This is a genomic window from Mycobacterium sp. 1423905.2 (assembly GCF_001673155.1).
GTDB lineage: Bacteria > Actinomycetota > Actinomycetes > Mycobacteriales > Mycobacteriaceae > Mycobacterium.
In genome coordinates this window covers 1-12393 of record NZ_LZLE01000230.1, presented here as the reverse complement: position 1 = coordinate 12393, position 12393 = coordinate 1, and the positions used below count along the sequence as shown (strand labels likewise).

The following is a 12393-nucleotide window of genomic DNA, read 5'->3' as shown; positions in this document are numbered from 1 at the left end:
CCCGTCCGGCAGATTCGCGATCAGCTGTTCGACCGCGACGGCGGTCGCAAACGGCGTACCGGGGGCGAACGTCGAAACCCATTCGCCGTCAAAGGCTTTGGACGGGCTTACCAAGACCCGGCCCGCGGTGGTGTCGACGAGGCTGACGCCGACCTCGGTGGTGGTGTGCCGACCGTCGCGGTTGCAGCCGGCCACGATTTCGACGTAGCTGCGCGGACCGTTGAACACCGCATCCACCACCGGTCGAGCCGATTCCGGAATGCCGAGGTAGTCCAGGACTTCGGCCAGCGGGGTTCCGGAGCGCAACCGCTCGTCTGCGCGGGCGCCCACCCGCGTCGGCATGCTGAACGCCTCGAACCGCGCCGGCGGTCGCTGCGCCAGCCCGACCCCGAGCACGGGGACCAGGGCGCGGGGATCGTCGATATCCATGGCGGTGAACGTGATCAATTGGGCGCTGCGCAGTGCGACGACGGTGCCGGCGGTCCTGGCCCCGGCCCGTATGGCGACGACGCCGCGCAGCAGATCAGCGGCGCCATGAGCCGAGGCGGGCCCCAGGTAGCGCAGGTCGAGCCAGCGATCCGGAAAGCAGACGACCTTGATCCAGGCGGCGACCGCTGGATTGATGACGCCGTCGTCTGACATCAGACCCAGTTGGGTCAATTCGTCCCGCTGCTGTGCACAGAACGAATCCCGCTGCGCGGCATCGCAGTAGGGCGGGGTGATCGCCAGTACCCATGGAAAACTCCCCGCCCCAACCGTTTCCGCGATGAACCACGCGTGATCGACCGTCAGTTCGACGGCGTTGGGCTCGGACCGCATTTAGCCGGTTAGCCGCCCCACTTAGCGGCTTCGGCCTGGTCACGAGCCATCATCGACATGGTGTTGGCTTCGTGGGTACTGGCCATCGACTGGTAGGCCCGCACCAGATCGGCCATCGCCTGGTTCCACTGCGCTTGCCATGCCTGGTAGGTCATCCCGGTGTCACCTTGCCAGGCGTTCGACAGGGCGGCCTGCTCGGCGGAGATGTCGGCGCCCAACCCCTGCATGGTGCCGGCGTAGCCCGCCATCTCGCCCGCATGCGACAGCATTGCCGGGTAGTTGTACATGATCTGGGACATCACAAATCCTTTCGTTCGTTGCGGGCCCGGATCAGAACCCGGTGTAGGTCGAGGCAGCCGCGGAGTCGGCGGCCACGTAGGTGCCGGCGGCGTCGCCCAAATTGGCCTGTGCGATGTCCAGCAGGGCATTGACCTTGGCGGCTACTTCGACGAAGCGGGCATGCGCGGCCTGAAACGCCGCCGCCGACTCGCCCTGGTGGAAGGCCTGCGCGGACATCGCGGCCTGCTCGGCCTGTCCGATGGTGTGCCGCATCAGCCCGGCCTTGGCGCCGAAAGCCGACTCCGACGCCACCAACTGCGGAATATGTGCATCCAGAAGACTCATAACACTCCCTTTTCTCGTGTTGGATTACTCAGCGCTGAAACCTCGTTGACTATGTGGTCCTCCCCCCTCAGCCGCCGGCGATGCCGTAGGTCGCGGCCGCGGCCGCGTCACCGGCGAGGTAGCTGGCACCCGATTCGCCCACACCGACTCCAGCGCGGCCGAGTTCCTCCACGCCTTGAGCCGCGACCGCCGTGTGTTCCTGACCCTGCGCGCTGAACCCGGCCGCGGTCTGCAGCGAGACCGGGTCGGCCGCGGGCGGCACCACCGCAGTGATCAACGGCGCGGCGCTGGCATGCGCGGCCGCCAGCCGTGCCGTCAGCGCCTCGACCGCCGCACTGGCGGATGCTAATCCCTCCGGAACCACTCGCAACGTCATGATCCACTTCCCTTCTGTTGCGTATCACCGAATGTTGCGGCCTCCCCTACCAGCGGGTTGACCAATTGCACGTAGGTCGGACTGTCACTGTCGCCCAACAGGATTCCGCGGCCGGCCGGCAACCGGCCGAAGCGTTGCCCTCGGATCTTGCCGCTGTCGGCGGGATTGCCGGAGAGCATCAGCGTGGTCGCCTGCAAGTCGTTGAACCGCCGCAGCAACGGGCTGGTCATCAGGGCGTGCGCTGATCCAGTGGCACGTCCGGTGACGATCACCCGCAACCCCAAGTCACCGGCTTGGGCCAGGAGGTTGATCAGCGGCGTCCACGGTCGCTGACCCACGAAGGGTCCGCTCATCGCGGCCGAATCCGGGATCTGGTCGACGTCGTCGATGATCAGGTAGTGCGTGTGGCCCTGATAACTCCACCGCGACAGTTCGGCCGCTGACAGCCCGGCCGGCGGGCGCCGCGATTCGATGAGATTGGCCAGTCCCTGCATGGCCGGGATGACCCGGTCGATGTTGGCGGTGTACTCGTTGTCCGGGAACAGCGGCTCGTCGACCAGATGCAACCGCCGGTCCAAGACCGTGAACGCCACCCGGTCCGGGGTGGAGTTCTCCCGGATGGTGCGAATGATGTGGCGCAGCAGCGTGGTCTTACCCGACTTGCTGTCACCGAACACCATCAGCAGCGGGTTCTCGGTGAAGTCGAGTACCACCGGCGCCAGGTCTTCTTCGCGTTGCCCGATGACGATCTGCTCCGGGCCCCGGTACAGGTTGCCGACGGTCTGCGGGGTGAGATTGTTAGGTAGGAGCCGCACCGGCGGCGCCGATACCCCGGGGTGTCGCGCGTTGATGGCGGCCACTTGGTTGAGCTCCGGAGTGGCGAACAGGAAATGTTCTGCGGCCATGGTCAATCCGCGGCCCGGCTGGTCGTGCGGCACGGCATCGGCGGGACGGCGCAGCGCGCCCACCACGCGCACGTTGCTGTCCCGGGAATCGTGCAGCTTGAGTTCGAGGCGCAGTCCGAGCCCGTCGCGCATCGCCAGCGGCACCTCCAGCCAGCTCGGTGTGGTGATGACGACGTGGATGCCGTACGCAAGGCCGACGTTGACCAGTTCGGTCACCTTGCTCAGCAACGGGTTTCGGGTGTTGAACTGGTCGGTGTTGTCCCGGCCGAACGCATACAGGTTGTCGATGACCAGGAACACTTCACCGTAACCGTCGTCGGCGGCCGATCCGTGACCGTTGCCGTTGGTGGGCCGGTCGCGGAACGCTTCGCGCTGCTGGCGGGCCAGCAGCAGTTGCTCTAACTCGCCGAAGGTACGACGGATGCGTTCGGGTTCCAGCGGCGAGGCGACGCTGCCGACGTGGGCCAGGTCTTCCAGGGCGCGTAGTTGCCCACCGCCGTAATCCAGGCAGTAGAACGTCACGTCGCGCGGCGAGTGCAGGCTCGCCGCGGACAGCATGAAGGTTTGCAGCGCGGTCGATTTACCCGACTTCGGACCGCCGTGGATCACCATGTTGCCGGCCGACGACGTCGCGTCGAAAACCAATGGGTCACGGCGCATTTCGAAGGGCCGGTCGATCTCGCCGAGCGGCCACCGCCAGTGCCGGCCGGGTAGCCCGGCGCGCGCCAGCACCGCGCTCAGCGCGATCGGCTCGTCCAGCGGCGGTAGCCACAGCTGCGGCGCCCGCGGCCCGTACCCGGCCAACTGATCGCCGATGGTGGCGATCAGCTTGCGCGGCGGACCGGTCGGCTCGTCGGCGTCCGCGCCGGAGACGATCGTGCCCGGATCCGGTTCGACCGCGGTGGCGGTGAACAGCTTCGGTTCCGGAGCCGAATGCACCACCAGCGTTTTGGAGGTCTGCGGCGGCTCGTAGATGCCGTCGACGTAGGTGCTGCGGAACTTGATCGGGGCGGCGCCCGGTGCGGGGACCAGGAAGCCGACGCCCTTGTGTTCCTTGCCGGCCTCGATGTGGTAGGCGTCCTCCACGCCGATGATCTGGCGGGACACGCTGGGGCTGGCCACCTTCAAACCGATCCGGTAGGAGGTGTTCTTATCGATGTCTTTGATCTTGCCGACATCGAGGGTCTGCGAGGCGAACAGGATGTGGATGCGGAACGAGCGACCCTTGCGGGCGACGTAGTCGAACAGTTCCGCGTATTCGGGGTGATCGGCCAACATCAAGGTGAACTCGTCGGCCACCACGAAAAGCGTTGGGATGGGTGGCAGATCGTGCCCGGCGGCGATCGCGTTCTCGTATTCCAGCACCGAGTTGAACGCACTGCCCTGCACCCGGCGACCGGCCTCGCGCAACACCATCTCGCGCCGGGCCACCTCACCGCGCAGGGTGTCGGCGAAGCGGTCGGCCAGCGACTTCTTCTCGGCCATGTTGGAGATGACCGCGACCACCTGCGGGAAGTGACGGAAACTGTCGGCGCCGGCCTCGCCCTTGAAATCGGCGTAGATGACGATCAGCCGATCTGCGGAGTGAGTGGTCAACAGCGACAACAGGATCGACATCAATGTCTGCGACTTGCCGGAACCGGTCATCCCGATCATCAGCCCGTGCGGGCCCATGCCGCCCTCGGCTTCGTCCTTGAGGTCGAACATCAACGGCTCACCGGTGGCGGTGACGCCGATCGGCACCCGCAACTCGTCGTCGCGCTGGCGCGGCGCCCACAGGGTCGGCACGTCGAGGCGCGAGGCGTCCGGAACGTTGTGCAGCGTGGTGAAACTCGCTCCGCGCGTGGCCGCCGAACGCAACCCGGTGTGGGTCGGGTTGGAGTCCCAGCGAGACAGCCGGCGAGCCAGGTGGGACGCCTCGTCGGCGCCGAGGTGGTCGGCGGCGTCGAGGTACGGTTGCCAGCCACCGGTCTGCCAACGCTCGATGGCTCCGCCGGCGACGCGCAGGATCGGCTTCTCCGGGTCCGAGTACTGTTCGCGGTGCGGCGCCGTGGCGGATCGGTGGATGACGGTGACGCCCGCGCGACCCAGCGCCAGCGTCGAGGTGCTCAGGTCGTAGTCGGGGTCGTCCACCACGATCACCAAGTGCCGCAACGCATCAGCTGGGCCGCCGGTGAAGACCGGTCGGTCTGCCAGCGCCGAGCCGAGCATCCCCACCAACTCGTCAGCGTCGGTCGACAGATAACGCGCCGGGCCCACCCCGTCGACCTGCCCGGGAATGTCGACGTGCGGCAGCCACTTCAACCAGGACCAGTCCGGATGCTCGACGTCACGGGCGGCCAGCGCCACGCCCAACACGGTGGGGTCATGCCAGGTCACCGCTTGTGCGATCCAGGCGCGCACCGCACCTCGCACGTCGTCGGCGTCACCGAGCACGGTGATCCGCGAAACCTTGCTCAGGTCGATGCCGGTCGGCACGTCGCGAACGGTTCGCTGGGCGTCCAGCAAGCTGCGTAATGCGCTGTGCGACACCGGTTCCAGGTCGATTTCGTCGGCGGTGTCGTTGACCCGCAACGCGGTGGTCAGGGGTGCCGAGTGGCGACCTGCCCGCACCACCAAGAAGTCGGGATCGTGCGGGTCGCGCTCCCATTGGCGCCGGGATCCCGGTATCGCGGCCAACGCGGCGGGGTCTGGGTGCGACCACTGCGCGGCCGCGCGTTGTTCGGCGGCGGCGGCGCGAATGTTGTCCCGGACCACCGACAGGTAGCGCAGGTAGTCGGCGCGTTCGGCGTCGACTTCCTCAGTGCGCATTTTCTTGCCGTCACCGCGGTAGAGCGCCGTGGCCGCCAGCAACAGCACGAACGGGAAGAACAGGGTCTGCGGCGAGATCAGCCGCATCCCGGTGGCGACCAGCGCGACGATCATGCCGACGATCAAGATCCCGATCAGGTACGGCAGCGCCCGCCGCAGCAACGACGGCGGAATCACCCGCGGCAGTTCGGGGGGCGCCTCGATGGTGATGGTGCCCTTACGGGTGGTCGGCGGCGCCAGGCGGCGGCGAGCCTCGAAAATCAGTCTGCTCATCGGGGTTCCCCTTGGGCCGTGACGGGACGGCCGGGTTTGGTGTCGGGCGGTAGACCGTCGTGCGCCAATAGCGCGTCGGTCCGCGACAACGTCGGGCCGGGGGCGAACAGCGACAACATCGACCACGGAATAGCGACCGGAGGCCACTGCAGGCCAAGCGACTCCAGGGTTTTGCCGTGACCGCCGGTCCCCGTCCCCTGATCGGATTCGGTGTCGATGCCGTACCGCACGCCGGTGTCGGACACCCAGAACAGCGACCCGGTGGCTGGGGCGGCCGGGCCCCCGCCCACCGACTGCGCGAAGTATCCGGTTCCCGGTGTCAACGCGACGCGACTGGCCACGCCGTTGCTTCCGGCGCCCACCAGATCCACGGTGCGGACCTGCTCGGGCACCGGCAGCGCCGAACCGGACAGCAGGGTCAGCGAGCTGGTGGCCGCACCCGAGGGCTTGGTCCAGTGCGCGCAGGAGACCGGGTCGCGCGCCACGTCGACCAAGTTCACCGGCTGGGCCGGGTAGCGACCGGTGTCCAGCAGGCGAGACACCGGCAGCTTTGCGATGTCGTCGGCGCCCAGCCGCGGAGGCTGTTGCAGCCCATAGGAATTGGCGTTGCGCAGAATGGCCGCCAGCACCGGTGAGATCGGCTGCAGGCCATCGGGCAGCACGGCGAAATATTGCGAGTTGCCGGCGTTGAGCGAGTAGGACTCGACCACCGCACCGATCGGTCCGGGCACGGCGAAGGCGGCGGGGCTACCGGCATTCGGGATCGCCGGGACCGTCAGCGGCGGCGCTTCGGGTATCGCGTTGAACAGTCCGGCGGCAATGGGCCGCGGTGTGGGCACCTCGGATCCGAGGCCGAGTGCGTTCGTGATGGCGTGGTCCGCCAGGTCGATTCGGCTCCGCTTGCCGTCCCACAGCAGCCAGCTGCCGTTTCCGTTGTCCACCAGGATCGCTTGCCCGGACTGCAGCGCGCCGGCTCGGGCGCCGTTGCTGTCCAGCGTGCCGGCGATGACGGTGACGCCCGTGCTGTGCGCCGCGCGGCTGCCCTGCGCGGTGCCGCTGACGGCGTCGCAGACGGTCCAGTTCGCGTCGCGCGAGGTGTTCTGCACCATCCGCTCCGGCGCACCCGGAATGCCGATCAGGTTGCCGCGCGCAAAACGGTCCAGCTCAGTGCTTTTCACGGTGGTCGGGTTGACCGGCTGACCGGCGATCAGCCGAGCCGAGGTGAGGTTGAGCACCGGGTGCAGCTGGTCACCGACGCGGACGTAAAGCGCAGCGGTGGACCGGTCGGCGAGCACCGCGTTGTTGCCCGCCTGGCCGTTCGGCCGGATCAACGAAAAGACGAAACAGCCGATCAATCCGGTGATCAGCAGCAGCACGCCCATGAAGACCGCCCGCGATTGGGTGCGCAGCGGGTCCACGAGCATACGGGTGTCGTGCAAGGCGATGCCGGAGGCGATGCGGCGCATCACGAACCGCCAACCCGTCACCTGATGGCGAGTGACGAAGCCGCGGCGGTACCGCACCTGATCGGGGTTGTCGTTGACCGGCGTTCGGGAGGCGAACGATCGCCGCGCTCCGTCCCATTGATCCTGGTCGTTGTTGGTCATGCGGGCACCGAAAGCCCAAGGCCACGCAGCAGCGGCTCCACCGATCTACCCACATCCTCGGCCGTAATGGTCATCAGCTCTTCGTCGGTGAACTCACCGGTTCCGGCGTGCTCGGAGTGGTCGAGCCGGAATTCGCGCTCTTCTTCGGAACGCTCGACGATGTTTCGGACGAACCGGCCGTTGCCGGCGATGTCCAGGCTGCGCCGGGCGATGCCGTTGGAGTCCGGTGTTGTTGCCGCGGCCAGTTTGGCGAACAGCTCCTCCAGATGGTCCAGCGCGGCCTGCTCGAAGATGCTGTCGCGCTGTTCGGCCATCTTGTGCGCGATTTCGACCAGCTCGTGCGCTGCGTAGGACGGGAAGTCGATGCTGCGGGTGAACCGCGAGCGCAGACCTTCGTTGGTGTCCAGGAACTTGTCCAGGTCGGCGCGGTAGCCGGCGATGATCACCACCAACCGGTCCCGGTCGTTTTCCATCCGCGCCAGCAGGGTGTCGATGGCGACCAGTCCGAAGTCGTTCTTGGCGCCGGTGGCCACCAGGGCGTAGGCCTCGTCCAAGAACAGCACCCCGTCCAGTGCGCTGTCGATGATCGCGTTCGTCTTGGCCTCGGTCTCACCGATGTGCTGGCCAATGAGGTCGGCGCGGTGCACTTCTCTGATGTTCTCCCGCTTCAAAAGTCCTAAGCCGCAATAGATCTTGGCGACGACGCGGGCGATGGTCGTCTTACCGGTTCCGGGCGGTCCGGCAAAGATCAGGTGGTGGGTGCGTTGGGCCACCGCCAGGCCGCGCTGCTTGCGGACCAGTTCCATGGCGACCGAACTCTTCAGTCGCGCAACCTGATTCTTGACTTCGTCGAGGCCGATGAATTCGGCGAGTTGCCGTTCGGCCTCGTGCAGCAGCACTGATTTGCGTTCGTGCGCCGCGGGGTCAATGAAATCTTCGGCGCTGGGCTCGGTGGTCGGATCCCACGGGTCGGTGCGGGCTTCGATGCGCGCGGCGGTAGTGGTCACGATGCCAAAGCTGGTGTCCGACAGGGCCTGTTCGATCTGCTCGTTCTCCGGGTGTGCCGCGTACAGGTCCTGCAGCACCTCGGCCGCCGACTCCTCGTCGACGTGCGCGCGCAGCACCAGCGCTTTGGCCAGCGCGCCGTCGACCGCCGCGACCGGCACCGGCCCCTCCGGCTCCTCGAGGTAGGACAACGCCGGAGCGAACATGCCCAAGCGCGCCAGTGCGGTGCCCAACGCGATCTTGGCCGCGTGGGAGAACGAGGGGTCGAGTTCGGGATCGTTGACGATCGGGGTGAGCAGTTTGACGACGTCCGACCAGCGCTCGGCCCGGTAGTTGACCACCACCGACAGCCAGCGTGCTTCACGCCAGCTCGGGCGGCGCGCGGCGATGGCGGCAATGATGTTGTGCGCCTTGGCGAATTCGCCGGCGGTCACCAGTCCGGCCGCGTAGGCGAGGTGGAAGTCGTCGGGCTCGGTGGCGCGGAACCGAAGGTAAAGCCCGGTGTCGTAATGGAAGCCCAATGCGTTGGGCGCCAGTTCGACGTGGCGCTGCAGCAGACCGGCGGTGGCCGCGGTGCCCGAGACCGCCTCGAGCACTCGTACGGACTGCTCGCCGCTGGCCGCCAGCCCGGTCCACGCATCGCACTGGTCGCTGGCGACCCGCGTCAGAGCGAGGAACCCCGATCGCGCGGCCGTCAGATCGGCAGGCCGTTGCCGTCCGTAGACCGTGATGCCCAGAGCCCGGCAGCACGTCGCGAACCGACTGACGACGTCAGCGTCTACCTTGCCGTTGGTCCGGGATGCGACGGGCTGAGCCGTGAGCATGCCGATATCACCGCGTTCCACTCCCCCGCCGTCTCCTGAACTCAAGGTCGCCATTGGCCGATTCCACCTGCAGTAAGCCTCCCGAAGTTAGCATTCCCTAAGCTAACTGTCGAGGCGCTCCACCTGGGCCGATTCACCGCCGGGCTTCCCAGATGGAGCGCGATGACCAGCGCTTTAGGGCTTTCGGCCATACAGCTGCTCCTCCCGGCGGTGTCTCTCAGCTTGGAAGCTTACTGAATATGATTTTCATTAACAAAAGCGGGGGCCGCTTGGGTATGAAGCGTTGGCACGCGAGACCGATGAAGATGCCCCCGCCGTCACAGTGGTCGGGAGCGGACGCAGAAAAGTTCCCCAGCAGGCGCTTAGGGCTTGGCGGCGCTCACCAGGGTGTTGCGCGCGAATATCGAGGCCGCTTCGGAGTCCGGGCCGGGGAGGGGTCGGCCCACTTCGCGCATGTAGTCGTTCAACGGTGTGCCGACTGCTGTCCAGCCCCGTGCGCCGAACCATTCCGTCGCGGGTGCGCAGCGTTCGTTGTAAACCAACTGGAAGAAGGGGTTTTTGTCCGGCGCGGCTTGTTCTTCGGCCAGATTGGCCTGGTACTCGTCGTCGGGAAGTGGCGCGCCGTCCTCGATGGCGACGTGGCTGCCCGGGCTGGCCAGCCGGTCGATGCCGGTGAACAGCTGCTCCTGCGCGGCCGCCGGCAGATAGATCAGCAGCCCCTCGGCGATCCACGCCGAGGACCGGGACGGGTCGAAGCCACTGTCGAGCAGCGCTTGCGGCCAGTCGTCGCGTAGGTCGATCGGGATTTCGCGACGCTCGGCACGTGGCTGCGCGCCATGCTGGGCCAGCACCTCGCCTTTGAACTCGAAGATCTGCGGCTGGTCGAGTTCGAACACGGTCGTTCCATCCGGCCACGGCAATCGATAGGCGCGCGAGTCCAGTCCGGCCGCCACAATGACGACCTGGCGCGCTCCGGCGTCGGCGGCACGGCGGAAGTAGGCGTCGAAGTATCTGGTGCGAGCGCCCTGGAAGGTGACGAAGTGCGCGCCGAAATCGTCGCTGCGCAGTTCGTGGTCGGGCGCCTTGCCGTCGAGCACGTCGGCCCAGCTGCCGCCCACGGCGCGAACGAACAACTCGGCATAGGGGTCGACGGCCAGCGGGTCGGGCTTCTGCGCCTCCAGTGCCCGGGCGGTGGCTACGAATAGTGCGGTCGATCCGACACTCGTTGTGATGTCCCAGCTGTCACCTTCACTACGCACGCACCCGACCCTACGCGGCTAGTTCCGAGAGGCGTCCCAAGTATTCGGCAGCATTGGCGTCGTTGGCGCCGAACCGAACTCGCCGCCACCCAAGGTGGCCAACCCTGCCACGTCGTCGACCGCTGGCTTGGCCACCGTGCCGGCGAATCCCAGCTCTCCGGCGCCCCGGTCGGAGACCGCTGTTGCGTCATCAGGCGGTGGTTCCCAGACCGGGTCGACGCCGACGTGCAGATACTCGTCGGCATGGTCGCGCACCGCCGAGCGCCGCCGCCGCCGGCGACGCGCCTGCTCCCGGGCGGCCGCCGCGGCGCCAACCGCCGCCGAATCGGGTTCGGGCGCCTTCTTCTTGGCGCTCGCGCTGGCGGTGGCCCCCATGCCGGATCCGTAACCGATGCCGGGACCGCCACCTACCAGGAACGGGAAGCCGAAGCCCGCGGCCACTGGCGCTGGGGGCGGTGGCGGCGCTGCGCCGGCGACCGTACTTGCCACCGACGCGGGGGCGGGGGCCGGTGCGGCGGGCGCGGCGGACGCAGTAATGGTCGGCGCCATCCCAGCCGACGGCAACAACGCGGGCGCGGCGGCGGCAGGCGGCGGGAGGAAGGGCACAGGTGCAGGTTGAACCGCCGCCAGACCGGACAACCCGGCAAATCCCGTCACTACACCCAGGTTGGCGAGGGCACCACTCATCGCGACTGCCAGCAACTGCGGCGACTGCAGCAGGGGCACGAGCTGGGCGAGGTGAGTTGGCCAGTCGAACTCGGCGAGCTGGATGACGTACTCGAGGGCCCCAGCCGGATCGGTGAACAGCTCTTGGACGAACGTTTCGAACTGTTGGCCGAATTCGAGTGACCGAACGACCCACCACAGCGGTTGCGTGGCGTCGGTGTAGTCGTGCATCGGGATGCCGTTCATGGTTTCTTCCAAGGGATCCCAATTGATCTGCCCACCGGTGAGCGTGCGCAGCAGGTCGGCCACCAGGTAATCCAGCTGGGTCGGATCACCGTGCTCGTGCCCCTCGTGTTCGTCGTGTTCGTCGTGATCGTCGTCTGAGGCCTCGGCGTGCAGAATCTGCGGCGCCGGTGAGGTGGCGGGGGTGGCCATCAACGCCGTGTCGGTGACCGCTTCGTAGGTGCTCATCGCGGTGGCGGCCTGAACCCACATCCGCACGTAATCGGCCTCGTTGAGCGCGATGGGGATGGTGTTGACGCCGAAGAAGTTCGTCGCCACCAGCACGGCATGAATGGCGTGGTTGGCGGCCAACTCGGCCAATGTGGGCATGGCCGCCAGCGCACCGGCGTAGGCGGCGGCGGCGGTTTCGTGTTGGGTCGCCGCACTCGCGCTGGTGGCGCTGGCCTGCGACAGCCAAGCCAGGTAAGGCAGATGGGCGGCCACATACTGCTCGGCTGTGGGCCCCTCCCACACCCCGCCCTGCACGGCTCCCAACACGGCACTGAGCTCATCTGCCACCGCGGCATATTCGGCACTGAGCATCGACCACTGGGCGGCGGCCAACGCCAGCGAACCTGGGCCAGGACCGCTGCTCAGCAAAGTCGAATGCACCTCTGGTGGCGACGCCATCCATACCGCCGACGTCACGGCCGTCGACCCCCGATCCACGCGATCACGGACTTTCACCTCCAGCGATTAGGCAATATGGAGATTACTGAATGTGAAAATCGTTTTCAACAGCAGCCGACGACGCGCGGCATACGGCTGCAGCATCGGCGCACACCAACTGCCTAGCAAATTCAAATACGCCACAAATGACGCTTCGGCGCGGTGGGTTCAGTACTGCCGGACCACCGCGCGGGGCGCCGTACGCCATCGGGCGCGTCCGTCGGGCTGCTGGCCAGCTGGGTCGAGGAGTAGGACGACCCGGCCGCCGAGTAA

General features: G+C 67.3%; 9 protein-coding genes. All 9 read right to left on the bottom strand.

What is annotated here, in order from left to right; genetic code table 11:
* On the bottom strand, positions 1-819 hold an 819-nt coding region (locus A9W95_RS14635; RefSeq protein WP_067413881.1), incomplete at its 3' end, for an ESX secretion-associated protein EspG.
* Between the two features lie 8 nt (positions 820-827).
* The gene (locus A9W95_RS14630) at positions 828-1118 is read right to left on the bottom strand and encodes a WXG100 family type VII secretion target (protein WP_067413879.1); all 291 of its coding nucleotides are present in this window, start codon (positions 1116-1118) and stop codon (positions 828-830) included.
* A gap of 31 nt (positions 1119-1149) precedes the next feature.
* A complete protein-coding gene (gene esxG / locus A9W95_RS14625; RefSeq protein ID WP_067413876.1) occupies positions 1150-1443 on the bottom strand; it encodes a type VII secretion system protein EsxG in 294 nt (97 codons plus the stop codon).
* 67 nt (positions 1444-1510) lie between these two features.
* Positions 1511-1819 carry a PE family protein gene (locus A9W95_RS14620; protein WP_067413874.1) on the bottom strand — a complete coding sequence of 103 codons (309 nt, stop codon included), beginning with the start codon at positions 1817-1819 and terminating at the stop codon, positions 1511-1513.
* Positions 1816-5808, bottom strand: coding sequence for a type VII secretion protein EccCa (gene eccCa, locus A9W95_RS14615; RefSeq protein ID WP_067413871.1), 3993 nt, complete (start codon positions 5806-5808; stop codon positions 1816-1818). Before eccCa ends, A9W95_RS14620 begins: the two co-directional genes overlap by 4 nt.
* Complete coding sequence (gene eccB, locus A9W95_RS14610; protein WP_067413869.1) at positions 5805-7415, bottom strand: type VII secretion protein EccB; 1611 nt, start codon at positions 7413-7415, stop codon at positions 5805-5807. The genes eccCa and eccB overlap by 4 nt, the downstream gene beginning before the upstream one ends.
* On the bottom strand, positions 7412-9265 hold the full coding sequence (eccA, locus tag A9W95_RS14605; protein ID WP_067413884.1) for a type VII secretion AAA-ATPase EccA: 1854 nt from the start codon (positions 9263-9265) through the stop codon (positions 7412-7414). The genes eccB and eccA overlap by 4 nt, the downstream gene beginning before the upstream one ends.
* Positions 9266-9606: 341 nt before the next feature.
* A complete protein-coding gene (locus tag A9W95_RS14600) occupies positions 9607-10503 on the bottom strand; it encodes a class I SAM-dependent methyltransferase (protein WP_067413867.1) in 897 nt (298 codons plus the stop codon).
* An 18-nt stretch (positions 10504-10521) separates the two neighbouring features.
* On the bottom strand, positions 10522-12081 hold the full coding sequence (locus A9W95_RS14595; protein WP_067413864.1) for a PPE family protein: 1560 nt from the start codon (positions 12079-12081) through the stop codon (positions 10522-10524).
* Positions 12082-12393: the final 312 nt, after the last annotated feature.

Excerpts from the sequence above, each read along its gene's own strand:
- A9W95_RS14630 (WP_067413879.1), bottom strand. The coding sequence starts at position 1,118 with ATGTCCCAGATCATGTACAACTACCCGGCAATGCTGTCGCATGCGGGC.
- esxG (WP_067413876.1), bottom strand. The coding sequence starts at position 1,443 with ATGAGTCTTCTGGATGCACATATTCCGCAGTTGGTGGCGTCGGAGTCG.
- A9W95_RS14620 (WP_067413874.1), bottom strand. The coding sequence starts at position 1,819 with ATGACGTTGCGAGTGGTTCCGGAGGGATTAGCATCCGCCAGTGCGGCG.
- eccCa (WP_067413871.1), bottom strand. The coding sequence starts at position 5,808 with ATGAGCAGACTGATTTTCGAGGCTCGCCGCCGCCTGGCGCCGCCGACC.
- eccB (WP_067413869.1), bottom strand. The coding sequence starts at position 7,415 with ATGACCAACAACGACCAGGATCAATGGGACGGAGCGCGGCGATCGTTC.
- A9W95_RS14595 (WP_067413864.1), bottom strand. The coding sequence starts at position 12,081 with ATGGCGTCGCCACCAGAGGTGCATTCGACTTTGCTGAGCAGCGGTCCT.